The following is a 24,526-nucleotide window of genomic DNA, read 5'->3' as shown; positions in this document are numbered from 1 at the left end:
CCTGCGACGTCCGTCAGGTTCACGACAGCAACCAGCGCCGCAAGCGGGCGATGTCGCCGGGATATTCACGACGCAGCGTCTCAATCCAGTCCTCCACGTTCTCCCACCAGGCGGGGTGATCCGGGCTCTGGATAAGCTGGGCCGTCTGCTGCAGGCGGCGCAGGCCGATGGAACCCGCCGCCCCTTTTATCTTGTGCGCCTCCTCCACCACGCCGGCCTGATCCCTGGCAATCATGTTGGAGTCCAGCACTGCCATGTAGTCCGGCATCATCTTCTCGAACAGATCCACGCTGGAGATCAGCACCGGCTTGCCGACCGTGCTGGCGTAGTCGGTGAGGAAGGGCAGATCCAGCAGCGCATCCTGGTTGCCCGCGTCCGCCTGATCAAAGGCCTCGTCGTCGGCGAGATCCGCAAACAGGTGGCCTATCACCTCCCGCACCGCCTTGGAGCCCAGCGGCTTGTTGATCACATCCTGCATGCCGTGATCCCGGTAGTACTGGCGATCGCCGGTGGCGTTGGCGGTGAGCGCCACCATGGGGGGCAGGCTGTCGCCGTAACGGGCCAGCAGCTGGGCCGCCACGTCGAAGCCGGTCATGTCCGGCAGCTGGATGTCCAGCAGGATGAGGTCGAAGTCATCCGGGTTGGCCATGGCCAGCGCCTGGGTGCCGTCCCGCGCCACCTGCACCTGATGACCGAGCTTGTTCAGCAGGGCGCAGGCGACGGTGACGTTGAGCTCTACGTCCTCCACCAGCAGGATGTCGAGGGAGGGCATCTCGGGCTCAGGCGGGGTCGCCTGCGGCTCGACGCAGTCCACCTCCAGTTCGGCGGTGAAGCAGGCGCCTTCCCCCGGGTCGCTGTCCACATAGAGCTGGCCGCCCATGGCTTGCACCAGCTGGCGGGAGACCGCGAGACCGATGCCGGTGCCGGTGGCGTGCTTCTTGCCCTGCACCTGGTAGTACATGGCGAAGATCTTCTCCTGCTGGGCACGGGGAATGCCGACCCCGGTGTCTTCCACCTCGAAGTGCAGCGCCAACTTGCCCGGTTCATCGGCGGCGTGGGCGAGGCAGCGCACCGTCACCCCCCCCTCGTCGGTGAACTTGACCGCATTGCCCACCAGGTTCCACAGCACCTGGCGCAGCCGGGTGCCGTCCGCCATCACGAACTGCGGCATGTCGCCATCCCGATCGAAGTGCAGGTAGAGCCCCTTCTGCTCCGCCTGGATGCGCGACAGCATCTCCAGCTCGTCGAGGAAGGCGGGCAGGTCCATGGGGGCAGGTGCTATCTCGAGGCGACGGCGATCGAGCTTGTCGAGATCGATGATGTCATTGAAGATGTTGCCGAGCGTCACCGCGCTCAGGTGGATGGTCTTGAGCTGCTGCTGCCGCTTGGCATCCAGCGGCGTGTCCATCAGCATGCGGCTCAGGCCGACGATGCCGTTCAAGGGGGTACGCAGCTCGTGGCTGATGGTGGAGATGAAGGTGGTCTTGTCCCGGCTCGCCTTCTCCAGCTTGTCCTGATACTGCTTGCGCTCTGTGATGTCGCGGCCAAAGCCGAGCAGGCCGAGCCGCTTGCCGAAGCGGTCGAAGAAGGGCACCTTGCGCAGCTCGAAGTAGGCCTTGCGGCCATCGGGGTACTCCAGCCACTGCTCGTAGGTGAGGGGCTCGTTGCTGGCAAAGACCTGCTTGTCGGTCTCCACCACCTTGTTGGCGATCTCCTGCTTGTAGACATCGAACGGGGTCAGCCCGATGAGCTCGGCCTCCACCTTGCCGGTCAGCTCCTCCATGGCGCGGTTGCAGCCGGAGAACTGCTCGTCCTCGTTGCGGTAGTAGACCAGATCCGGGGAGCAGTCGATGAAGGAGCGCAACAGGGCGGTGCGTTCCCCCAGGTGCAGCTGGGCCTTCTCCCGCTGGAACACCTCGTTCTCCAGATCCTCTATGGCTTGCTGGCGCAGGGTCTCGGCCCGGTTGGTCTCGGCGATCTGGGCATTGAGGCGGCTGATGTTCTCCTGCAGCTGGCTGTTGAGCTCGAGGTCGCGCTCGCGCATGTCCTGCAGCTTGCGCACCATGCGGGTCAGCCGCTGGCGGGAGTCCTCCAGCTGATCCACGACTATGGAGAGGAAATAGACGGCCCAGGGGGTCACCAGCAGGCCGAAGAAGACAGAGCGCACCAGGTCGACTATGTCCACGGTGCCGCGCAGAAACAGGGTCACCCCCATCTGGATGGAGACCGCCAGCACTATGATGGCGGTCGCCAGGAACATGCTGAAGCGCACCAGTCCCAGCTTGGTCATCAGGTCGACATAGTATTGCGCCCAGGATTTGATTTGCTTCATCTCGTTGTTTTCTCCCCGTTATTGCGCAAACAGAATACCAGTACGGCGCCCTGAACTCTTGCCCGTTGCACCTTAAATTATTGATTAACGTCACACTCCGACTGGGGTAGCATGCCCGCCTGAGTCAGTCAGCTCCGGTTCAGCAAAGGATCCCGAGCCGCACTGCCACCCTTGTCATCCCTTGTGTCAGGAGCACACCCCATGCGCAATCATGTCCTGTTGAGTCTTGGTCTGCTAGCCGCCAATGCCGCCCACGCCGATCTTGGCGAGATCCCCAGAGAGTCCGGCTGGTCCGGTTTCCTGCTCGGCGGGGTCAATGTGGTCAGCCACGAGTCCAACTTCTATGCCGGCGATGACAGCAACAGCCGCATCCATGATCTCGGCTCTCCCGACAGCGAGAGCGGCCTGACCCCCCTCATCAACGCCGACATCCGCTACACCTTCGCCGACACCCGCACCCAGGTGTTCCTCGGCAACCTGATCCAGGATGCGGTGCGCTTCGACTTCACCCAGCAACTGGGCCTGCGCCAGGAGATGGGCGACAAGGGCATAGTCGCCACCTCCCTGGTGTTCAACGCCATGCCGGTGGAGCTGTGGAGCGATCCCTTCGCCACCGGGGTGGATCGCAGCGCCACCGACGTGAAGTCGAAAGGGGTGCGCTTTGCCTGGGACAAGATCTGGGGCAGCCAGTTCTACGGCAGCCTCACCACCCGGGAGGTGGATCTGGACGAGGAGCGCAGCGGTCAGCAGTATGACCAGGCCCACGGCACAAACTATGCCGCCATGCTGAATCGCAACGGCAAGGTGCACGACATGGAGCTCTCCTACCAGTTCCACTTCGGCGGCAACCAGTTGCTGGAGCCGGCGATCCTCTACAAGCAGGCCAGGCTCGACGGCAGCGCCGAGAGCTTCGACAACACAGGGGTGCAGCTCACTTACGCCAAGCGGGGCCCGCAATGGTCCATCGTCAGCAACCTCTATGCCGGCAAGCGCAAGTATGACGAGGCGAATCCCCTGTTCGGCCGGCGTGCCGATGCAGACGAGTTCGCCATCAACGGCACCTTCTTCTGGCACAACCTGTTCGGGGTCAAGGCCCTGGCCGCGACCTTCACGGCGGCCTACTCAGGGGCCGACTCCGACATCGACTTCTACGATACCCAGGCCACCCGCTTCAGCACCGGCCTGCTCTACAACTTCTAAGTCGAGCCCTGTCGAAAACAGCGAGGCCACCCCAGGGGTGGCCTCGTTTTTTTCGCTTCCTGACGGCCTTAGATCCCGAGGGAGTCCAGCAGATCGTCGTGCTCGTTGCTCGCCGGGGCGACCGCCTGGGCCGGCTTGGTCGCCGCCAGCTTGGCCTGGGCGATCAGCTCGTCCGGATCGACCTCCTCCTGCACACCGCCATCGTGGATCCGGATAAACTCAGTCCTGTCCATGGCCAGCTCCAGATAGAAGATGTTGTTGCTGGCGGTGAAGAAGGTGACCCTGCGGGTCTCGGGGTTGTCGAGGTTGGTGTCGACGCTCAGCATCACCTGCTTGTTGAGTGCCAGCATCTTGGGCTGGTTCTGGGTGATGTGGGTCTGCAGCTCGCGCCCCACCTTGCCGGTGAAGCTGCCGACGATCTGGTTCATCAGCTCGCCCATGACGTTGCTCACCTCATCCGAGGTGTGGGAGATGGCGAGATCCTCCTTGGAGAGCCCCATGCTGAGCATGTAGCTCTGGTAGAGCTCCATGGCCGCGGCGGCGGAGAAGTTGATCACCACCAGCCCGGAGAAGCCACCGTCGAACAGCACGAAGCAGCCGATGTCCGGCTTGAGGCAGGTCTTGCTAATCCGTTGCACCATGCCGGAGAAGCGCACCTGGGTCTGGGTCGCCGCACTCAATACGCTCGTCACCGAATTGCACAGGCTCAGCAGCACGTCCTCTGTGGTCAATACGGCATCATCCTCGGATCTTGTCACTATCATGGAACCTTCCTGCTGATCGAAAAAATAGGCTTGTCTGTCTCACCGCCCATGTCATCACGCGCGCGTCCGATACGCTAACAGATTGCGTGATCCCGGTGTTGAAACCGCGAGCCGCCTCTCACTTGACCGTATTGTCAGTCAGAAACGGCTGGAATCCGCCCAGGGTGGCCAACCGGGCTCGCCAGTTATCGGCCTGCTGTCGCCAATCTTGTGCCTGATAGGGGATAGCGGGGTGAGCTCCCCAGATGGGACCGGGCCAGGCGGCATCCGAGCTGAAGCGGGCGACATGGTGCAGGTGCAGCTGGGGCACCAGGTTGCCGAGCGCCGCCACGTTGATCTTGTCCGGATTGAGCGCGTGCTCCATCAGGGTGGCGACGGCGCAGGACTCCTGCATCAGCTGTTGCTGCTGCGCGGGGGCCAGGTGGTGAATTTCCCGCAGTCCGGCGACCCTGGGCACCAGGATGAGCCAGGGATACTGGCTGTCTTTGGCCAGCAGCACGCGGCAAAGGGGGAGGTCCCCGAGTATCTGGGTATCCGCCTGCAGGCGGGGATGCAATTCGAACATGGGGCCTCGCTGGTCAACATGGGCACGTCAGGAGATGAGTGTGCCCACGTTACTGCAACGGGGGGCAAACTTAAAGCCGGGGCACAGCCCAACCGATGAAGCGCTTGCGAAGTTCGGGGTCCGCCCGCAGGAAGAGTTGCTGCAACTGCCCCTCCAGCTCGCTGGCAGGTACTGACGGGGCCTGGACCGCTGCCATGGTCGCCAGCACCGCCTTGCCCGTGCCGCGGTTGTACTCCATCAGCCTGGCGTGCCAGTCCATGCCGATCTGCATGCCGTTGACCACCAGGGCCTCCTGCTGCACCTGCAGGGGCTTGTCTCCCGCCAGCAGGCTCACGACCGGCGCCTTGGCGTAGCGCTCCATGCCTTTCTCGTCGGTGGGCACCGCGGCCTTCAGGCGTACCGACTGGCCGCTGGCCTCATAGCGGATCACCTGGGGCTCGGAGCGGATCTGGCGATCGTTGTCGCTGCTGTTGCGACTCGGGATCACCCCCTCATAGCGCACCAGCAACTGCTGCGCCCCGTCGGCCAGCACCCCATGCCGCTCGTCCTGCACCTTGCCGTCGCTCACCGCCAGGATCTGGAAATCCCCGGGGACCTCGACCCTGACCTCGGCCTGCACTGAGCTGACACACGACAAGCCGGTACACAACAACATGACCCCAACCCAACCCTGATGACCCTTCATTCCCGTCTCTCTCTGCTCGCTATGATGGGCGCAGGCTAGCAGCCGAAGATGACAGAAAAATAACGCGCGCCAGCCTCTCAGAGCAGGTAGTGGGGCCGCTCGGCAAACCACTGGGCCAGCACCTGCTTGAACAGCCGGATCTTGCGCGGCACCCGGCGCTGCTGGGCATGGAGCACATGCAGCGGGTGCAGACCGGTCTGCCACTCCGTCAGCACGGCCACCAGCTCGCCCCTGGCCAGGCTCGTCTCCACCAGCATCAGCGGGCACTTGGCAAACCCCATGCCCGAGCGGGCCAGCTGCAGCAGGGTGCTGTAGTGGTTGGCCCGCACCTTGCCCTGCACCAGGATGTGGGCCTCCTCCCCTGCCTTGCGAAAATGCCACTGCTCCCAGGCCGGGTTGTGCCCCTGGAGCAGGCAGGGGCGCCCGCCCAGCTCATAGGGGGTGGCAGGGAGCCCCTCCCGGGCCAGCAGGGTCGGGCTCGCCACCACCACGTCTTTCAACTGCCCGAGGGGCAGCGCCACCAGGTTGTCCGGCACCTGATCCATGGCGCGCAGGGCGATGTCATTCTCCCCCTGGCTCATGTCGATCATGGCGTTGGTGAAGTTGAGCTCCACCTCGACCCCTGGGCAGAGCTCGGCGAAGCGCGCCAGCAGCTCGCTCACCATGGCATCCCCCGTGCTGACCGGGCAGGTGAAGCGCAGGCGACCGCTGTCCTCCTCGGTCAGGGCCTGGATGTCCTGCTCCGCCTGACGGGCCAGGGCGGCTATCTGCCCAGCCTGCACATAGAGGGTCCTGCCCGCCTCGGTCAGGCTGAGGCGACGGGTGGTGCGCTGCAACAGTTGCGCATTGAGGGCGGACTCCAGGGCGCTGACATGGCGGCTCAGCATCCCCTTGCTCACCCCCAATGCATCGGCGGCGGCGGAGAAACTGCCGCGCTGCACCACCTCGTAGAAACTGCTCAGATGGGCGATCTCCATCCATTAGCTCCAATATGGAAACAATGGGTTTATCTTAAGCGCTTTTTCTCCCTTTTCATCCAGCTATCATCAACACATCCCAACCAGGAGCGATAGAGATGAAGATTGTGATTGTGGGTGCCTCCGGCACCATAGGTTCCGCCGTCAGCGAGTTGCTTGCCAGAGACCACCAGGTGATCCGGGTCGGCCACAGCCGGGGGGATGCCACCGTCGACATGACGGATGGCGCCTCCATCGCCGCCCTGTTTGCGGGCATAGGCCGGTTCGATGCCCTGGTGGTCGCCAGCGGCAGCGTGGCCTTCAGCGCCCTGACCGAGATGACCGACGAGCAGTGGCAGCTGGGGCTTCAGAGCAAGCTGATGGGGCAGATCAACCTGACCCGGGCCGCCATTCCCCATCTGAATGACAACGGCTCCATCACCCTCATCAGCGGCATACTGAGCGAGGAGCCCATCAACTGGGGGGTGAGCGCGACCACCATCAACGGCGCCATAGAGCACTTCGTGAAGGGGGCAGCCTGCGAGCTGCCGAGGGGCCTGCGCATCAACGTGGTGAGCCCCACCGTGCTGGAAGAGTCCATGGACAAGTACGCCGACTTCTTCCCGGGCTTCGTGCCCGTGCCCGCCGCCAGGGTGGCCCAGGCCTACAAGAAGTCGGTGCTGGGGGTGCAGAGCGGCCAGATCTTCCGGGTCAATGGCTGAGGCCACCCTCCCCCACTGCCAGACGCCAATAAAAACGGGCCCCGTCATGGGGCCCGTCTATTTGTCTGCTTGCTGCCTTCACCGCCGGCAAACGTTTGTGCGCCGGCGGCAAAAAAAGGCGGTCAACCTCAGTCGATCAGACCGTACTGCTCGCGCAGCACCTCGATGATCTCCTGCTTGGGATTGGCACTGCGCACCAGCTTGTGACCGATGACCTTCTCGGCGATCCCCACGTAGGTATGGGAAATGTCCATCATCACCTCGGTGGGCAGCTTGTTGTCCCGGGCCAGGGCGAAGCGTTCCGGCATGCGGTTCTTGTTGAGCAGAATGTCCGGATCCGGGAAGTGGTTCAGCAGCCACTGGCGGAAGCCCTCTTTGGACTTCTCGACGATCTCGCCATTGCGCAGGGCGGCGCCGTCCCAGATGCGGGAGCTGTCGGGGGTGCCTACTTCGTCCATGTAGATGAGCTTCTCGCGACCGGCGGCATCCTGGACATAGCCAAACTCGAACTTGGTGTCGACGAAGATCTGATCGAGCGCGGCCAGGGCCTCGCTGATGACGTTGAAACCCTCCTTGAGCAGCACTTCATAGCGGTCGATGTCCGCCGGGGAGCGGAAACCGAAGGCCTGATGGTGGCGCTCGATGTCGGCACGGGAGACGTTGACGTCGTCCGCTTCCGGCACGCCATCCAGCCCCTTGAGGATCCCCTTGGTGGACGGGGTGATGAGGATCTCGGGCAGCTTCTGATCCTTCTTCAGCCCTTCCGGCAACGTGATGCCGCAGAACTCCCGCTCGCCGTCCTTGTAGGCACGCCACATGGAGCCGGTGATGTACTGGCGGGCGATGGCTTCGATCATCACCGGGCGGGCCTTTTGCACTATCCAGACGAAGGGGTGCGGTATGTCCAGGATGTGGCTGTCCGCCAACCCCTTCTCCTTGAACAGCTTGAACCAGTGGCTGGAGATGGCATTGAGTGCAGCCCCCTTGCCCGGCACGCCGTTCAAACCATCCACACCCTGCCAGATGCAGTCGAAGGCCGAGATGCGGTCGCTGATCACCATGAGGGCGAGGGGCGTATCGGCCGGCACATCATAGCCTTTCTCTCTTATGAGCCGGGCACTGTCTGCGGGGGTCAACCAGTAGACGCTGCGCACTTTGCCGGAATGGACAGGTTTATCGGTACGGATCGGCAAATCGTCATTCACCGCCAATACTTGATCTGCAAGACTCATGGCTAATAACACTTCCTGTTGTGGGACTGACAAGACAGGCGCATCAGGCTCCTGTCTACGAGGGATTCATTCAAGCGAAGCAGCGCCAGGCCTCTCTGCCGGGACAGGCTCCCAAGAGGGCCCTCTGCGCGAACTCCACATAACAAAACAGGGGCACCAGGCCCCTGTTTCTATTCTGCTTTAGCGGCCTGATCGGCCACGCCTTTGGCAAAGGCCTCGGACAGGCTGATATACATCTGGGAGATGACACCGGATGCGACCGGCTTCTTCTCCTTGTCGAACAGGGTGATGGAGGTCTTGCCCCCGGCCATCTCGCCCAGCTGGAAGCGGTACTGGTCTTCCTCCAGCTTGAACGGCTCGGCCCCCTTGGTCTGCCAGAACTCGGCATTGGGCTCGTCATACTCGACGTCGATCCAGCCCAGGGACTGCTGGGTATCCTTGATGGTGAAACCGTAGGCCGGCAGCACCTGGTTGAGACGGCGCCAGACCTGCTCGAAGGAACCATCGGCAATCCAGGCACTCAGCTCGTTGTTGTCCAAACCCAGCTCCAGGCCCATGCCATCGGTGGACTTGTGCTGTTCGCGGGCCTTGAGCTGCTTGTCGTAGTAGAGAGAGAACTGGTTCAGCGCCCGGGTCGCATAGCGCTGGGCATCGGCCGGGGTCAGCACTGTGCTGGTCTCGCCGTCTATGGTCTCTTCATGCTCCAGCACCCGCACCGACATGTTGACGGCATGACGCTGCTGGTCGTTGCTGAGGGTGAACTGGTAGCGTTGACGGATGCGGAAGTCGTCATCCTCCTCCGCCCAGCCATCGAGGGCGGCGGAGTTGTCAAACCAGCCGGTCTGCAACACGCCGGCCTGCTGATCCAGCTTCTCCGTGGTGACCTTGTGCTGGGCCAGGAAGTTCATCAGGAAGGCCCAGGTATCGCGCTCCACGCTCTGACTGGTGCTCAGGGCATAGAAGGCCAGGGTAGGTTCGCTGGCCTTGGCCACCACCTGACTGCCAGGAACCACTGTCAGCAGCTGGGCTGGCGGACGCACGTCCACCTTGGCGCCGATGGCACCTTCGCGGCTGCTTTCCGGCAGGGCCGGAATGTCGAAATTACTGTTAAAGGCGGGGGTACTCAACCCGGCGGGCACGAGGAAGGCGCGACCTTCGAGGCGGCTCTCTTCATACTCGAAGCCACGGTTGGCCATCTTGCGATCCTGGGGTGAGCTACAGGCTGCCAACACGGCAACAGTCGCGACACTCAGCACCAGGCGCACTGCATTTCCCTTTCCATTTGCTTTAAACACTCGCCATCAACTCCGCAGTCGTCAGTGCTCGCGCCATCGCCTGTTCCCCCTCGGGGGTGAGGTCGGTCAGTGGCAGGCGCAAGGTCGCCGTCGCCATCAATCCCAGTCGGGCACAGGCCCACTTCACCGGGATGGGACTCGGTTCGCAGAACAGAGTCTGATGCAACGGCATCAATCGATTGTTGATGTCATGAGCCTGCCCGGCATCACCGGCCAGCGCAGCACGACACATGTCGGCCATCTGGGGCGCCGCAATATTGGTGGTGACCGAAATGACGCCATCGCCCCCTTGCAGCATAAAATCACATCCGCTGGCATCATCGCCACTATAAAGCGCGAAATCCGGCCCGCACAACTCGCGCAGCAGCGGGGTGCGGCTCAAATCACCCGTCGCTTCTTTCAAACCGATAATGCCGGGAACCTTGGCCAGACGAGCCACGGTCTCCGGTTTGAGATCGCAGCAGGTGCGACCGGGCACATTATAGAGAATTTGAGGCAGACCACTAGCCTCGGCGATCGCACAATAGTGACGATAGAGACCTTCCTGGGTGGGTTTGTTGTAATAAGGGGTCACCGAGAGGCCCGCCACCACGCCGGTCTGGGCGAAACGCCGGGAGAGAGCGATGGCATGGGCTGTGCTGTTGGAGCCGCAGCCCGCGATGACCGGAATGCGGCCGGCGGCGAACTCGACGGTTTTTTCCACGACGGCGATATGTTCCTGCTCGCTCAGGGTGACCGACTCTCCCGTGGTGCCCACCGCGACTATGGCACTGGTGCCGGCACCGACATGATACTCAACCAGGGCCGCCAGACTGGTCCAATCGATCTCACCCGAGGCCAGCATGGGGGTAACGAGCGCAACAATACTACCGCGTAACATGGATATTTCTCCCGATTTTCAGGGGCGTAATGGTAAAGCTGCCCCTTTTGAAAAACAAGGGAGGCAAGGGACAAGCCGTGTTACCATCCGCCACAAAACGTATGGATGCACGAGGGCAGGAGAGAGCCCGGAGCAGGGCGTCATGCCCGTCAGGCGCTCGCTCTCACCGCATTCGCTATAAATGGACGAGAGACGATTTATGACTCACTACCTGGTCGTAACGGCCATCGGCACGGACAGGCCTGGCATCGTCAATGAGGTTACCCGTCACGTCAGTGGCTGCGGTTGCAACATTGTCGACAGCCGTCTTGGCATCTTCGGCAACGAATTCACTTTCATCATGCTGTTGTCCGGTGACTGGAACAGCTTGATGCAGCTTGAGATAAGCCTCCCCCTGCGCAGCCAGGAGTGGGATCTCATCACCATGATGAAGCGCACCGAGCGCCACCACTCCCTGCAATATGACATCAGCGCCAGCGCCGAGGTGCTGATCCGGGATCAGCCGGGCATCGTAAGCCAGTGCACCCAGTTCTTCAGCGATCACGGCTGGGATATCCAGGCCATGCAGACCGTCACGCTAGAGCAGCAACCCTTCAACCTGCTCAAGGCCAATTTCCAGCTCAATCAGGCCAAGCAGGGGGAGGCGGCGGACTCGAAGACGGCCTTCGCCGATTTCTGTCGTGAACTGGGTGCCGAGTCATTCGAGTTCATCGTCAATCACAAATACGCCTGACGGCGTTTATCCGAGGAGACCCCATGCAGCCACTACAAGTTGGTACTCAGGCCCCCGATTTTTCCCTCTCCGATCAGGATGGTCAGCAGGTCAGCCTGTCCTCCCTGCGGGGCAAGAAGGTGCTCATCTATTTCTATCCCAAGGCGATGACCCCGGGCTGCACCACCCAGGCCTGCGGCCTGCGGGACGTCAATGCCGAACTGGCCGCTCTCAACGTGGTGGTGCTCGGCATCAGCCCGGACCCGGCCAAGCGCCTGAAGAAGTTCGAGGAGCGCGACAACCTGAACTTCCGGCTGCTGGCCGATGAGGATCACGCCGTGGCCGATGCCTTTGGCGTCTGGGGCCCGAAGAAGTTCATGGGCAAGGAGTACGACGGCATCCATCGACTGAGCTTCCTCATCGATGAGGAGGGCAAGGTGGCCCACCGCTTCGACAAGTTCAAGACCAGCGATCACCATCAGGTGGTGCTCGACCTCGTCAAGGGCTGACCCACGCCAGTTCAGAGATGACAACAGGGCCTGCAGAGGCAGGCCCTGATCATTTGCCCCCTGTTCTGCCGCGCAAGAGCCGGGAATCTCCAGCCAACAGCAGCGCCCCTATTGCGCCCTCCTCCCCGTTTTTCTCGCCAACCTCCCCTATCAGATCAAAAAATTCATCCTGGATATGGGTTAACGTGACCCCAGATTCATTTTCCAGCGAGACAGCCCATGAACATGAGCCATACCGAACGCCTGATCCTGAGCAATCAGTACGAGATCCTGGCCAAACTCAATCCGGAGAAGGCGGCGTTTTACCAGCGGGCCAGCACCATAGTCGAACGTGGCTACTGCCTGCAGATCCTCGAGCTGGAGAAGAGCTTCGGCCACCTGGATCTCGCCACCTGCCAGGAGGTGCTGGACACCCTGGAGCTGCACCATGCGCTGGCCATCTCCTGGGGCAACCTCGACGCCGGTACCCGGGCCGAGGTGAACGAGAGCCGTCTGGCCTTCAACGGCTACAGCCGCAGCCAGGAGCGGGAACTGGCGGATTATGTCTGCTTCCTGCTGGAGGTGGACAAGCGCTTCCCCGAGCTGCCCTGCCCCTGCGACGAGCTCTCCAGCGACATCGCCATGCGCGACAAGTACCAGCGCATGCTGGCGGCCTGGCGTCAGTGCCCCCGTCAGTACAAGCTCTCCATCCAGGAGATCAGCAAGGTGCTGGCCGCCTGAATGTGAAAAAGGCGCCTGATGGCGCCTTTTGCTCCCCTGCCGGGGTTATTCGTAGAGGAAGGATTTGTCCAGCTGCTTGAAGGCGGCGTTGAGGGTATCGGCCAGCTCCTCGTAACGGGGGCGGGCCACCAGCTGACGATGGCCCCCCTGCTCGTTCATCTTGCCGTTGATCTCCCGATACCAGTTGGCGAGGGAAGGCGGAAGGCGGGTATCGGCACGCTGGCCGAGCCAGTAATAGCCTTGCAGCGGCAGACTGAGCAGGAACAACACTGAGGCCATGACGGAGGGCCAGTAGTGCAGCTCGCCGAACTGGAACTGCAGCATGACGCTGAGCACGGCGAGCGCCGGGATGACCCTGAGGGCGAACTCGGTGGCCTTGATCACCCGATTCTCCGGGAACATGGAATTAAGCTCGGGACGGCGCGGCCAAAGAGTCATATAATGACGGCCTTGCTGTAATTTAGTTCCAAAAATGTTCATGCTCATACTACCTCCGAGCTCTTTTTGAACGTATTAACGGCAAAACCTCGACAATATTTGAGAGGCAATAACAAAGGTTGAGGATGACTTTGTTATTTTTCAACAATCAGGTTATCCTTTGTACGCCCAATTTTTACGCCAGTGGTTTGCTGCTGGCCTGTCAGGGACGTCAGAATTCCGGGTCTTGTATCACTATACAAGGGGCAAGCAACAGATTGCCAACCCTCATAAGGATAAGTTGATAGTTTTTGGGCGCACCGCGTCCGGCGCATCCTCCAACCCAATCTGCGATAGGATTTATTCATGAGTAAGCTGGTTCTTGTTCTTAACTGTGGCAGCTCGTCCCTGAAGTTTGCTGTCATTGACGCAACCACCGGTGATGATCTGCTGTCCGGCCTGGCCGAGTGCTTCAACCTCGACGACGCCCGCATCAAGTGGAAGCTCAACGGCGAAAAGGGCAGCGCCGATCTGGGTGCCGGTGCCGCTCACCAGGAAGCGCTGGACTACATCGTCCACAAGATCCTGCCGCTCAACCCTGAACTGTCCAAGAACCTGATTGCCATCGGCCACCGCGTGGTACACGGCGGCGAGCAATTCACTTCTTCCGTGCGGATCTGCAAAGACGTGATCGCCGGTATCGAAGCCGCCATTCCTTACGCGCCGCTGCACAACCCGGCTCACCTGATCGGCATCCGTGCCGCCCTCAAGGTCTTCCCTGAGCTGGCCGAGAAGAACGTCGCCGTGTTCGACACCGCCTTCCACCAGACCATGCCGGAAGAAGCCTTCCTGTACGCCCTGCCGTACAAGCTCTACAAAGAGAACGGCATCCGTCGCTACGGCGCCCACGGCACCAGCCACTACTACATCAGCCTGGAAGCCGCCAAGCAGCTGAACAAGCCGGTCGAAGAGCTCAACATCATCAACTGCCACCTGGGCAACGGCGGCTCCGTCTGCGCCATCAAGAACGGCAAGTCCGTCGACACCTCCATGGGTCTGACCCCGCTGGAAGGCCTGGTGATGGGTACCCGTTCCGGTGACATCGATCCGGCCATCATCTTCTTCCTACACGACAAGCTGGGCATGAGCGTCGCCGAGATCAACACCATGCTGACCAAGGAATCCGGCCTGCAGGGTCTGACCGAAGTCACCTCCGACTGCCGTTTCGTTGAAGACAACTACGACAGCAAGGAAGAAGCCAAGCGCGCCATGGACGTGTACTGCTACCGTCTGGCCAAGTACATCGGTGCCTACGCCGCCGCCATGGACGGTCGTCTGGATGCCGTGGTCTTCACCGGTGGCATCGGCGAGAACTCCGCCCCGATCCGTGAGATCACCCTGAACAAGCTGGGCCTGCTGGGCTTTGACGTCGACCACGACGCCAACCTGAAGGCGCGCTTCGGCAAGGGTGGCGAGATCACCAAGGCTGGCTCCACCAAGGCCCTGGTTATCCCGACCAACGAAGAGTGGGTCATCGCCCACGATGCGCTGGAACTGGTCGGCGCATAAATTTGCTGTAGAGCAAGGCCGCCCCAGGGCGGCCTTTTCCTGATCCCAAAAATGAACAAGGGGTAATAAGTGGCACGCACTATTATGCTCATCCCGGTCGGCACTGGTGTCGGCGTAACTTCCGTGAGCCTTGGCGTCGTTCGCGCCATGGAACGTCACGGTGTCAATGTCAGCTTCTTCAAACCGGTTGCCCAGCCGCGTCCGGGTGAAACCGGTACCGAGCGCTCCACCGCCGTGATCCGCGCCGCCGCCAACATCAACCCGCCCGAGCCGTTCGCCCTCTCCTACGCCGAGAACATGATCACCTCCAGCAACACCGATATCCTGCTGGAAGAGATCGTGGCTCGCTTCGAAGAGCACGTGAAGACCAGCGGTGCCGAAGTGGTGGTGATCGAAGGCCTGGTGCCGACCGACAAGCAACCCTTTGCCAACAAGCTGAACTACGACGTCGCCAAGGCGCTGGATGCCGACATGGTGTTCGTGACCCATCCGGGCAACGACTCCAGCCAGAAGCTCAAAGAGCGCATCGAGCTGGCCTGCTCCAACTTCGGTGGCGTCAGCAACCCGCGCATCGTGGGCTGCGTCATCAACAAGGTGGGTGCACCGGTTGACGAGCACGGCGTGACCCGCCCCGACCTGACCGAGATGTTCGAGGCCCATCACCACACCTCCGACACCGCCCACAACCTGGAAGTGCTGCAGGTGTTTGGCAAGAGCCCGCTGCGCATCCTCGGCTGCATCCCCTGGAACACCCAGCTGATCGCCCCGCGCGCCAAGGATCTCGCCAAGCACCTGGCCGCCAAGATCCTGCACAAGGGGGAGCTGGACAGCCGTCGCCTGCAGACCGTGACCTTCTGTGCCCGCTCCATCCACAACATGATCGAGCACTTCCGTCCGGGCAGCCTGCTGGTGACCTCAGGCGACCGCTCCGACGTCATCGTCTCCGCCTGCCTCTCCGCCATGAACGGCGTCAAGCTGGGTGCCCTGCTGCTGACCGGCAACTACCACCCTGAGCCGCAAGTCATCGCCCTGTGCCAACAGGCCATGGCTACCGGCCTGCCGATCATGATCACCGGCACCAACACCTGGCAGACCGCCGTCAGCCTGCAGAACTTCAACGTCGACATCCCGGAAGATGACCGCGAGCGTATCGAGCTGGTGCAGGACTATGTGGCTGGCCACATCGACAAGCACTGGATCGAGTCTCTCTCTGCCAAGTCCACCCGCTCCCGTCGCCTGAGCCCGCCGGCGTTCCGCTATCAGCTGACCGAACTGGCCCGTCAGGCCAACAAGCGCGTCGTGCTGCCGGAAGGGGAAGAGCCGCGGACCATCAAGGCTGCCGCCATCTGTGCCGAGCGTGGCATCGCCCGTCCGGTGCTGCTGGGCAACCCGGAAGAGATCCGTCGCGTCGCCGAACAGCAGGGTGTGGTACTGACCGATCGCGTCGAGATCATCGACCCGCTGGAAGTGCGCGAGCGCTATGTGCCGCGTCTGGTCGAGCTGCGCAAGAACAAGGGCATGACCGAAGTGGTCGCCCGCGAACAGCTGGAAGACAACGTGGTGCTGGGCACCATGATGCTGGAGCGTGGCGAAGTGGACGGTCTGGTTTCTGGCGCCGTGCACACCACAGCCAACACCATTCGTCCGCCGATGCAGATCATCAAGACTGCCCCGGGTTCGTCCCTCATCTCCTCCATCTTCTTCATGCTGCTGCCTGATCAGGTACTGGTGTATGGTGACTGCGCCATCAACCCGGATCCGAGCGCCGAACAGCTGGCCGAGATCGCCATCCAGTCCGCCGACTCCGCTGCCGCCTTCGGCATCGAGCCGCGCGTCGCCATGATCTCCTACTCCACCGGTACCTCTGGCGCCGGCGCGGACGTCGAGAAGGTGCGCGAAGCGACCGAGCTGGCCAAGGCCAAGCGCCCAGACCTCATCATCGACGGCCCGCTGCAGTACGACGCGGCCATCATGGAGAACGTGGCCAAGTCCAAGGCACCGAACTCACCGGTCGCGGGTAAAGCCACCGTGTTCGTGTTCCCGGATCTGAACACCGGCAACACCACCTACAAGGCGGTACAGCGCTCCGCCGAGCTGGTCTCCATCGGCCCCATGCTGCAAGGCATGCGCAAGCCGGTCAACGACCTGTCCCGTGGCGCCCTGGTAGACGACATCGTCTACACCATCGCCCTGACCGGTATCCAGGCAGCCCAGGCCGAGTAATATCGCCCGCGCTGACCCTGTGAAAAACCCGCCTTCCGGCGGGTTTTTTATGGCGGCGAGATGTTGATCCACAAGATCAAATCAGGATCCTGAGCAGATCCCCCGAGCTGACGCTGGGGCTCATCTGGCAAGGCGCTGGCGATAAGCAAACACTCACATCCGCGCAGGGGGATTGCACAATTGCGATCCAGTCAGGATCAAATCAGAATATCCCTTTAAGATCAGCAAACTAACGCCAGACACACCGCTAATCTACAGAGTTTTCCACAGCTTTTGTGGATAGTTTACCGATCATTTGAAAGAAAATGACAGTTCCGGTCAGCACTTCTCCCCCTCGAGCGACCATGAGAAAGGGGCTCCGAAGAGCCCCTTTGGACAGGTTACCAGCCCCTGATATCAGGGACGCAGGGACTTGTCGGCGCGGGAGATGCCGCAGACCCCAGAGCGCACCACCTCGATGATCTCGTTGGTCTGGGCCGCCGTCTTGATGAAGGCGTCCAGCTTCTCGCTGGTGCCCACCAGCTGCACTGTGTACTGCTCGGGGGTGACGTCGACGATCTGGCCACGGAAGATATCCGCCAGCCGTTTCAGCTCGTCGCGGGCACCACCGGCGGCGCGCGCCTTGACCAGGGCGATCTCCCGCTCGATGTGTTCCCCTTCGCTCAAATCGCACACCTTGAGCACGTCCACCAGCTTGTGCAGCTGCTTCTGGATCTGCTCCAGCACCCGCTCGTCACCCATGGTGACTATGGTCATGCGGGACAGGGTGGGATCCTCGGTGGGGGCCACCGTCAGGGTCTCTATGTTGTAGCCGCGCTGGGAAAAGAGGCCCACCACCCGGCTCAGGGCGCCGGATTCGTTCTCCAGCAGAACGGAAATTATATGTCTCATGATGTTTCCCCCGCCTTGCTCAGCCACATCTTATCCATGGTGCTGAGCTCACTCTTCACCAGTACGACCGAAATGATGATGTGTTGCATCAGGTCCTCTCCGTCTTGCTCAGCCACATCTCGTCCATGGCACCAAACTTGATCTGCATCGGATAGACGTGTTCGTCCGGGTCGACCGAGATATCCATGAACACCAGCCGATCCTTCATGGCGAACGCCTTCTCCATGGCGCTCTCCAGCTCGGCGGGATCGCTCACCGCGATACCGACGTGGCCATAGGCTTCCGCCAGCTTGACGAAGTCCGGCAGGGATTCCATGTAGGAGTGGCTGTGACGGCCGCCGTAGAACATCTTCTGCCACTGCTTGACCATGCCGAGGGCGCGGTTGTTGATGGAGATGATCTTGATGGGCACCCCGTACTGCATGCAGGTGGAGAGCTCCTGGATGTTCATCTGCACAGAGCCATCGCCGGTGACGCAACAGACCACGGCATCCGGGTTGGCAAACTGGGCCCCCATGGCGGCCGGAATGCCGAAGCCCATGGTGCCGAGACCACCGGAGTTGATCCACTGGCGCGGCTTGGCAAACGGGTAGTAGAGGGCGGCAAACATCTGGTGCTGACCCACGTCGGAGGCGACGAAGGCCTCCCCCTTGGTCACCTTGTAGAGCGCCTCTATGACCTGCTGCGGCTTGATCAGGGTGGGGTGGGTCTCGTAGGCCAGGCAGTTGCGGGAGCGCCACTGATCGATCTGGCTCCACCAGTCCGCCAGCGCCTGCTTGTCGTTGTCGAAACCGCACTCGCGGATCACTTCCAGCATCTGCTCCAGCACGGTTTCCACCGAGCCGACGATGGGCACATGGGCCTGCACCGTCTTGGAGATGGAGGTGGGGTCTATGTCGATGTGGACTATGGTGGCGTTGGGGCAGAACTTGCTCACGTTGTTGGTGACGCGGTCATCGAAGCGGGCACCCACGGCGAAGATGAGATCCGCGTTGTGCATGCTCTTGTTCGCTTCGAAGGTACCGTGCATGCCGAGCATGCCGATGAATTGCGGATGGGTACCGCTGAAGGCCCCCAACCCCATGAGGGTGGTGGTCACCGGCAGGTTCAGCAGCTCCGCCAGCTTGGTCACCAGATGATCCGCATTGGCATTGATGGCGCCGCCACCCACGTACATGACCGGACGGCTCGCCTCGGTCAGCAGCTTGGCAGCCCGCTTGATCTGGCCCTTGTGTCCGGCCTTGGTCGGATTGTAGGAGCGCAGGGAAACGGACTCGGGATACTGGTAGGGGAATTTCTCTTTCGGGTTCTGCACGTCCTTGGGCAAGTCCACCACCACGGGCCCCGGGCGGCCACTGGCGGCAATGTAGTAGGCCTTCTTGATGGCCTCTGGAATCTCGCTGGCCTTCTTGCACAGGAAGCTGTGCTTCACCACAGGGCGGGAGATGCCGATCATGTCGGTCTCCTGGAACGCGTCCTCCCCTATCATGCTGGTCGGCACCTGACCGGACAGGATCACCAGGGGGATCGAGTCCATGTAGGCGGTGGCGATGCCGGTGATGCAGTTGGTGGCGCCGGGACCCGAGGTCACCAGCACAGTGCCCACCTTGCCGGTGGAGCGGGCGTAACCGTCCGCCATGTGCACCGCGGCCTGCTCGTGCCGCACCAGGACATGCTCCATCTTGCCGTTTTCGAAGAGAGCGTCATAGATGTCGAGCACTGAGCCACCAGGGTAGCCGAAAACGTGTTCCACTCCCTGATCTTCCAGCGCTCTAACCACCATCTGGGCGCCTGATAACATCTCCATGATAAAGCCCTCCAGGCTTTGCTCCGTTAAGCGAAAGCTACCGACAGTCCGCTGCTTCCCGGCAGCGCCGATCCGTCTCTTGTTGTTGTCTGCATCCAGACCAGGCGAGTTCGGAGCCGTCGGTAGTAGAAAAATAGGTTTTTTCCATCATTCACCCGAAAAGCGGGTGAAAAACCAACTTAACCCGCTTGTGAACGCTTGTCCACGGCTTTGTCTGACCAGAACAGTCATAAATTTCAAACAGCTATTAACATTCAGTGACTTGGTCACCAGACCGGAAACAAAGCGGGGGGTATGGGGGATAAACTAGCGGATCATGCTGCCAATCCGGGCCGGGATGGAAATAAATGGCCCGCCCCCTGGGGGCGGGCCGTCAAAACCATAGCGTCTCAGTGCTCGTCTTCCGGCTCCGCCAGCCAGATCTGCTGATCCGGATCCGTCTCTTCGCAGACCGAGATGCTGACCCCCATGTCGAGCAGCTCATGCAGGGTGAGATTGTCTGCCAGGGTCATGGTGTCGCCGTTTTCATTGGTAAAGCGCATGGTGTCCGTCCTCTCCTTGGTGGGATCAACTCAGTCTAGTCAAAGGCGCTGAGTTGCGATAACCAGGGACGGGCCAATGTCGGGTTGCCCGCCAGTTCGCTGAGGCGATCGCACACCTCCTCCGGGAAGAGGGTCCTGGCCCACAGGCGGCGGGAGAGAGACTCAATATCTTCCTCGGCACCGGCCAGCAGCCAGTCGGCCAGCGCCCCCGCCACGTCGGGGTAATGCACTCTGCCGGGTGCCGGCGCCTCCAGCCAGCTCCGCACCGCATTGGCATCCAGCGTCTCCATCAACTGGGCGAGCCCCATCAACTCCAGGGTCCTGCCGTTGGTCAGCTGCTCGAACTGGCCGCCGAGCGGCTTGACCAACAGCTTCTTGCCCAGAGACAGCGCCTCCGAGGCCAGTTCAAACCCCGCATTGCTGATGACGCCCCGGCAACCGGCCAGCGCCAGCTTGAACCCCTCCCGGGCCGCAGGCTCGAAGCGGATGTTGCGCCATTGACTGGCCTTGCTAAGACCGGGGTGGAAGCAGACGAAGCGCTGCTGGCCAAAGCGCGACAGCAGCGCAGCTATCTGCTCTGTCTGCTCGAAGGGCAGATAGACCAGGATCTGCTGGTTGTCCGGGGCCAGAGTCATGGGATCTATGATGGGGGGCAGCAGCGGCTGACCGAAGTGGAACCAGTGCAACCCCAGAGAGCGGCTCACCGGGGCGAAGTGGCGCATCAGCTGGCGGTTGAAACCACTCTCTCCCCAGCGCGGAATGGGCCAGTCGAAGCTGGCCTGATGGCTGATGGTCAGACTGGGTTTTTGCCAGCGCCGGGCGGCATGGGCACTGAGTGGCTCAAAATCGCTGATCACCAGATCGTAACCCCGGCAATCCAGCGCCCGCATGTCCTGCCAGAAGCGCAGGGGAGAGAGTCCCTTGAGGGTACGCCAGCCCGAGATGCGGCCCTGATGGCTGACGAAACTGATGCCGGGGAAGGTGCGGTACTCCCCGAACTCCCCCATCTCGAAGTAACCGTCGGCGGCGCGGCCGCTGAACAGGTAGTCGACCGCTATACCCCTGCCCTTCAATGCGCGCGCCAGAGTCCTGCTGCGGCTGATATGACCGTTGCCGGTCCCCTGTACCCCGAACAGTATCCTCATCCCAGGCCCCAGCCGAGCGCCCACAGGGCGCAGCCGCCCCCGAGCAGGGCGCCGGCCACCAGATCGCTCAGATAGTGCACCCCGAGCAGCAGGCGCGACGCCCCGACCAATATGGCCCAGAGAAACAGCAGGGGCGCCCAGAGCGGAAAACTTGCCGCCAGCACGGTGGCCATCAGGAAGGCGGCGGCGGTATGGCCGGAGGGCAGGCTGTAGCGATCGGAGGGGGTGATGAAGACCGGCAAGCCCACGGGGCGCTGGCGTCTCAGGGCATTCTTGAGCAGCAGATAGAGCGGCAGCTCGGCGGCAAAGGCCAGCAGGGCCACTTGCACCACGTCCCGCTGCGCCTCCCCCTGCCACCAGAGCAGGGCGGCCAGCACGGCGTAGAGGGGACCGTCACCGGTGCGGGAGACGAGCCGGCTGATCCTGGCCTGCGGCCCGTTGTAGGGATGAAGCAGGCAGACGCGGCACACCCGCAGGTCCCATTGCTGGATCTTGTTCATCACGCCTCCTGCTCTTGAGTCTTGCCTGCAGACTAGGGCGGCGGAGTGACACTTGGTTGAAGGAGAGATAACAGATTTGTGACATGCACCATGCAAAAAAGGGCCATGCGGCCCTTTTTTCAGTTTTTACCCGGGAAGACTCAGTTCAGGGAACCGCGCAGGCCGTTCTCCATCAACTGGCAGTTGTGGGCCGCCAACCGGCTCATGAAGCTCTCGTCCACCGTCAGGCCGAACACCTGTTCGTAGAGATCCTTCATCACGAAGGGCTGCCACATCATGCTGAGGAAGGAGATCTTCAGCATCTCGGGATCCAGGTTGTCACCCAGCTGGCCATTGGAGCGCATGGATTCGAGCAGGGCATCGAACTGGGGCAGTTGGCGCTCCAGCAGACGATTCAATACAAAATCCCGCCCCGGACTCTTCTCGGTTGATAATGCGCTGGAGATGGCGGAAGTCAGCTCGCTGTTCGGCGCCATCACCTGATAGTAGGTATTGAGCAGATCGGTCAGGCTGCGGTTGCTGCTCTCGTCATGCCAGGCCTGATCCAGCGGCTCGGCCACATCCCCCAGCACCGCCTTGTAGAGGCCCTCTTTGCTGCCGAAGTAGTAGTGGATCATCGCCAGATTGGAGCCGGCCAGCTCGGCGATCTCGCGGGTCGTCACCTTGCTGTAGGGGGTGTTGAGAAAACGTTCGCGTGCGGCGGCGAGCAGCTTGTCACGAATGTCGGAACGTCCGACCGGACGGCCAGGTCTGCGCTTTTCCATGGAATACCTCAGATAATTCAGCAAGGGCTGATAAGTCGATCTGATTGTGCGGGTGATCGAGTACAGCAGGAACGACCAGATAATCAGGCATGAACCGAATATGGGACAAGGAAATTTGCACTCCTTTACAATCCGATTAAATAACACAGTGAATTGAACCTGTCCTTTCGAGTTGACACAGCATAAAAATCTCGATATTGGTAGTAGCGTTATCGACTGGAAGGATTGAGTCATCATGCATATTGCCGCTCCGCTACTACTGCTCTCCCTAATCGCGACTCCTCGCGCGGGATCCTTGTAGCCGGGCTAAGGCATAGCCGGAATTTACAAAAACCCGTGCACCCCGCACGGGTTTTTTTATGCCAATGCAGGATGCACGCACCGAACTTAGGAAGAGGGAAGTCACATGTCAGATCGAGTCATCATATTCGATACCACCTTGCGTGATGGCGAGCAGGCGCTGTCGGCCAGCTTGACGGTCAAGGAGAAGCTGCAGATTGCCCAGGCGCTGGAACGACTCGGTGTCGACATCATGGAAGTGGGCTTCCCTGTCTCCTCCCCCGGTGATTTTCAATCGGTGCAGACCATAGCCCGCCACATCAAGAACAGCCGTGTCTGCGCCCTCGCCCGTGCCCTGCCCAAGGACATCGATGCCGCCGGCGAAGCCTTGCGGGTCGCCGAAGCCTTCCGTATCCACACCTTTATCTCCACCTCCTCCATCCACGTCGAAAGCAAGCTGAAGAAGAGCTTCGAAGACGTGCTGGAGATGGGGGTCGGCGCCATCAAGCACGCCCTGCGCTACACAGACGACGTGGAGTTCTCCTGCGAGGATGCGGGCCGCACGCCGATTGACAACCTCTGCCGCATGGTGGAGGCCGCCATCAAGGCGGGCGCCCGCACCATCAACATCCCGGATACCGTGGGCTACACGGTGCCGACCGAATTCTCCGGCATCATCCAGACCCTGTTCAATCGGGTGCCGAACATAGACCAGGCCATCATCTCGGTGCACTGCCACGACGATCTGGGGCTCTCGGTGGCGAACTCCATCGGTGCCGTACAGATGGGGGTCCGCCAGATCGAGTGCACCATCAACGGCATCGGCGAGCGGGCGGGCAACTGCTCCTTGGAAGAGGTGGCGATGATCCTGAAAACCCGCGCCGACCTGCTCGGGGTGCACACCAACATCCGTCACAACGAGATCCACCGCACCAGCACGCTGGTCAGTCAGCTGTGCAACATGCCGGTGCAGCCGAACAAGGCCATCGTCGGGGCCAACGCCTTCTCCCACAGCTCCGGCATCCATCAGGACGGCGTGCTCAAGGCCAAGAACACCTACGAAATCATCACTCCCGAGAGCATCGGCCTCACCCAGAACAACCTCAACATGACCTCCCGCTCCGGCCGCCACGTCATCAAGCACCGCATGGAGAGCATGGGCTACGCCGAGAGCAGCTACGATCTCGACCACCTCTACGGCAAGTTCCTGGTCCTGGCCGACAAGAAGGGGCAGGTGTTCGATTACGATCTCGAGGCACTGGCCTTCTTCAGCCAGATCCACGAGGAGCCCGAGCACTTCAAGCTGGAGTACCTCGGGGTGCAGAGCGGCAGCTCTGTGCTGGCCACCGCCTCGGTCAAGCTCAAGGTGGGTCAGGATCTGATCTGCGAAGCGGCCACCGGCAACGGCCCTGTGGATGCTGTCTACCAGTGCATCAACCGCATCACCGGCTACGAGATCCGCATCGACAAGTACGAGCTCAAGGGCAAGGGAGAAGGCAAGAATGCCCTCGGCCAGGTCGACATAGTCGCCGAATACAAGGGCCGCAAATTCCATGGCATGGGGCTGGCCACCGACATCATAGAGTCCTCGGCCCAGGCCCTGGTCCATGTCATCAACAGCATCTGGCGCGCCGATCAGGTCGCCGAGCAGATGGAACGCAATAACAACATCAAATCGGAAACCGTCTGAACAGTGAGTGATGGCTCAGTGAGCAGATGGGACATAAAAACAACACCAAATCGGAAACCGTCTGAGCAGCGATCGGCTCGCTGAGCAGATGGGATATAAAAACAGCACCAAATCGGAGACCGTCTGA

Annotated in this window: 23 protein-coding genes; 8 read left to right on the top strand and 15 right to left on the bottom strand. The window is 61.4% G+C overall.

All coding sequences use genetic code 11. The features are described from left to right. Window positions 1-19: 19 nt before the first annotated feature. Window positions 20-2,332 (bottom strand): aerobic respiration two-component sensor histidine kinase ArcB, encoded by a 2,313-nt coding sequence (arcB, locus tag AAHB08_RS19805; RefSeq protein WP_342059861.1) that lies wholly within the window; start codon window positions 2,330-2,332, stop codon window positions 20-22. A gap of 201 nt (window positions 2,333-2,533) precedes the next feature. Between arcB and AAHB08_RS19800 the strand changes: the two genes are divergently transcribed. Next, a complete protein-coding gene (locus AAHB08_RS19800) occupies window positions 2,534-3,532 on the top strand; it encodes a DUF2860 family protein (protein WP_247627209.1) in 999 nt (332 codons plus the stop codon). A 68-nt stretch (window positions 3,533-3,600) separates the two neighbouring features. Here AAHB08_RS19800 and AAHB08_RS19795 read toward each other — a convergent pair whose 3' ends face one another. From AAHB08_RS19795 to AAHB08_RS19780, 4 genes are all read right to left on the bottom strand, one after another. Then, the gene (locus AAHB08_RS19795; RefSeq protein WP_202047112.1) at window positions 3,601-4,296 is read right to left on the bottom strand and encodes a DUF3334 family protein; all 696 of its coding nucleotides are present in this window, start codon (window positions 4,294-4,296) and stop codon (window positions 3,601-3,603) included. Between the two features lie 118 nt (window positions 4,297-4,414). After that, window positions 4,415-4,861, bottom strand: coding sequence for an HIT domain-containing protein (locus tag AAHB08_RS19790; protein WP_342059860.1), 447 nt, complete (start codon window positions 4,859-4,861; stop codon window positions 4,415-4,417). 70 nt (window positions 4,862-4,931) lie between these two features. Next, a complete protein-coding gene (locus AAHB08_RS19785) occupies window positions 4,932-5,546 on the bottom strand; it encodes a DUF2057 domain-containing protein (RefSeq protein WP_342059859.1) in 615 nt (204 codons plus the stop codon). Window positions 5,547-5,623: 77 nt separating this feature from the next. Continuing rightward, window positions 5,624-6,523: a LysR family transcriptional regulator gene (locus AAHB08_RS19780; protein WP_202047115.1), complete on the bottom strand. Its 900-nt coding sequence runs from the start codon at window positions 6,521-6,523 to the stop codon at window positions 5,624-5,626. Window positions 6,524-6,621: 98 nt separating this feature from the next. On the opposite strand from AAHB08_RS19780, the gene AAHB08_RS19775 reads away from it, so the two are divergent. After that, window positions 6,622-7,224, top strand: a complete 603-nt coding sequence (locus AAHB08_RS19775) for a short chain dehydrogenase (protein WP_342059858.1) — start codon at window positions 6,622-6,624, stop codon at window positions 7,222-7,224. 128 nt (window positions 7,225-7,352) lie between these two features. Here the strand turns inward: AAHB08_RS19775 and AAHB08_RS19770 are convergent, their stop codons facing one another. The 3 genes from AAHB08_RS19770 to dapA form a co-directional block, all read right to left on the bottom strand. Next, window positions 7,353-8,456 (bottom strand): phosphoribosylaminoimidazolesuccinocarboxamide synthase, encoded by a 1,104-nt coding sequence (locus AAHB08_RS19770; protein WP_342059857.1) that lies wholly within the window; start codon window positions 8,454-8,456, stop codon window positions 7,353-7,355. A 170-nt stretch (window positions 8,457-8,626) separates the two neighbouring features. Then, complete coding sequence (bamC, locus tag AAHB08_RS19765; RefSeq protein WP_342059856.1) at window positions 8,627-9,751, bottom strand: outer membrane protein assembly factor BamC; 1,125 nt, start codon at window positions 9,749-9,751, stop codon at window positions 8,627-8,629. Further along, window positions 9,744-10,631 carry a 4-hydroxy-tetrahydrodipicolinate synthase gene (gene dapA / locus AAHB08_RS19760; RefSeq protein ID WP_247627214.1) on the bottom strand — a complete coding sequence of 296 codons (888 nt, stop codon included), beginning with the start codon at window positions 10,629-10,631 and terminating at the stop codon, window positions 9,744-9,746. Before dapA ends, bamC begins: the two co-directional genes overlap by 8 nt. A gap of 199 nt (window positions 10,632-10,830) precedes the next feature. On the opposite strand from dapA, the gene AAHB08_RS19755 reads away from it, so the two are divergent. The 3 genes from AAHB08_RS19755 to AAHB08_RS19745 all read left to right on the top strand — a co-directional run bounded on the left by AAHB08_RS19755 (window position 10,831) and on the right by AAHB08_RS19745 (window position 12,572). Then, window positions 10,831-11,364, top strand: coding sequence for a glycine cleavage system protein R (locus tag AAHB08_RS19755; RefSeq protein WP_025328154.1), 534 nt, complete (start codon window positions 10,831-10,833; stop codon window positions 11,362-11,364). Window positions 11,365-11,387: 23 nt separating this feature from the next. Then, window positions 11,388-11,852 carry a thioredoxin-dependent thiol peroxidase gene (bcp, locus tag AAHB08_RS19750; protein WP_025328155.1) on the top strand — a complete coding sequence of 155 codons (465 nt, stop codon included), beginning with the start codon at window positions 11,388-11,390 and terminating at the stop codon, window positions 11,850-11,852. A 219-nt stretch (window positions 11,853-12,071) separates the two neighbouring features. Next, window positions 12,072-12,572, top strand: coding sequence for a YfbU family protein (locus tag AAHB08_RS19745; RefSeq protein WP_005323826.1), 501 nt, complete (start codon window positions 12,072-12,074; stop codon window positions 12,570-12,572). Window positions 12,573-12,617: 45 nt separating this feature from the next. Here AAHB08_RS19745 and yfbV read toward each other — a convergent pair whose 3' ends face one another. Continuing rightward, window positions 12,618-13,058, bottom strand: a complete 441-nt coding sequence (yfbV, locus tag AAHB08_RS19740; protein ID WP_025328157.1) for a terminus macrodomain insulation protein YfbV — start codon at window positions 13,056-13,058, stop codon at window positions 12,618-12,620. A 297-nt stretch (window positions 13,059-13,355) separates the two neighbouring features. Here yfbV and AAHB08_RS19735 point away from each other — a divergent pair, with 297 nt between their 5' ends. Together AAHB08_RS19735 and pta are read left to right on the top strand one after the other, a co-directional pair. Further along, window positions 13,356-14,558 (top strand): acetate kinase, encoded by a 1,203-nt coding sequence (locus AAHB08_RS19735; RefSeq protein ID WP_025328158.1) that lies wholly within the window; start codon window positions 13,356-13,358, stop codon window positions 14,556-14,558. 69 nt (window positions 14,559-14,627) lie between these two features. Beyond that, window positions 14,628-16,781 (top strand): phosphate acetyltransferase, encoded by a 2,154-nt coding sequence (pta, locus tag AAHB08_RS19730; RefSeq protein ID WP_025328159.1) that lies wholly within the window; start codon window positions 14,628-14,630, stop codon window positions 16,779-16,781. A gap of 396 nt (window positions 16,782-17,177) precedes the next feature. Here the strand turns inward: pta and ilvN are convergent, their stop codons facing one another. From ilvN to AAHB08_RS19700, 6 genes are all read right to left on the bottom strand, one after another. Next, on the bottom strand, window positions 17,178-17,672 hold the full coding sequence (gene ilvN / locus AAHB08_RS19725; protein ID WP_025328160.1) for an acetolactate synthase small subunit: 495 nt from the start codon (window positions 17,670-17,672) through the stop codon (window positions 17,178-17,180). Between the two features lie 88 nt (window positions 17,673-17,760). Further along, window positions 17,761-19,479 (bottom strand): acetolactate synthase 3 large subunit, encoded by a 1,719-nt coding sequence (locus AAHB08_RS19720; RefSeq protein WP_005323836.1) that lies wholly within the window; start codon window positions 19,477-19,479, stop codon window positions 17,761-17,763. Window positions 19,480-19,868: 389 nt separating this feature from the next. Continuing rightward, window positions 19,869-20,021 carry a hypothetical protein gene (locus AAHB08_RS19715; protein ID WP_005323837.1) on the bottom strand — a complete coding sequence of 51 codons (153 nt, stop codon included), beginning with the start codon at window positions 20,019-20,021 and terminating at the stop codon, window positions 19,869-19,871. A gap of 35 nt (window positions 20,022-20,056) precedes the next feature. Next, entirely contained in the window at window positions 20,057-21,166 is a 1,110-nt protein-coding gene (locus tag AAHB08_RS19710) for an MJ1255/VC2487 family glycosyltransferase (RefSeq protein ID WP_342059855.1), read from the bottom strand. Beyond that, window positions 21,163-21,666, bottom strand: a complete 504-nt coding sequence (locus AAHB08_RS19705) for a phosphatase PAP2 family protein (RefSeq protein ID WP_342059854.1) — start codon at window positions 21,664-21,666, stop codon at window positions 21,163-21,165. The genes AAHB08_RS19710 and AAHB08_RS19705 overlap by 4 nt, the downstream gene beginning before the upstream one ends. Window positions 21,667-21,806: 140 nt before the next feature. Beyond that, window positions 21,807-22,430 carry a TetR/AcrR family transcriptional regulator gene (locus AAHB08_RS19700; protein WP_005323843.1) on the bottom strand — a complete coding sequence of 208 codons (624 nt, stop codon included), beginning with the start codon at window positions 22,428-22,430 and terminating at the stop codon, window positions 21,807-21,809. Window positions 22,431-22,836: 406 nt separating this feature from the next. On the opposite strand from AAHB08_RS19700, the gene leuA reads away from it, so the two are divergent. Beyond that, window positions 22,837-24,399: a 2-isopropylmalate synthase gene (gene leuA, locus AAHB08_RS19695; protein ID WP_342059853.1), complete on the top strand. Its 1,563-nt coding sequence runs from the start codon at window positions 22,837-22,839 to the stop codon at window positions 24,397-24,399. The last annotated feature ends 127 nt before the right edge of the window (window positions 24,400-24,526 follow it).

Source organism: Aeromonas sp. OTU364, from assembly GCF_038440395.1.
GTDB lineage: Bacteria > Pseudomonadota > Gammaproteobacteria > Enterobacterales > Aeromonadaceae > Aeromonas.
The sequence above is the reverse complement of the archived record's forward strand: the minus strand, read 5'-3'. Positions and strand labels throughout refer to the sequence as shown.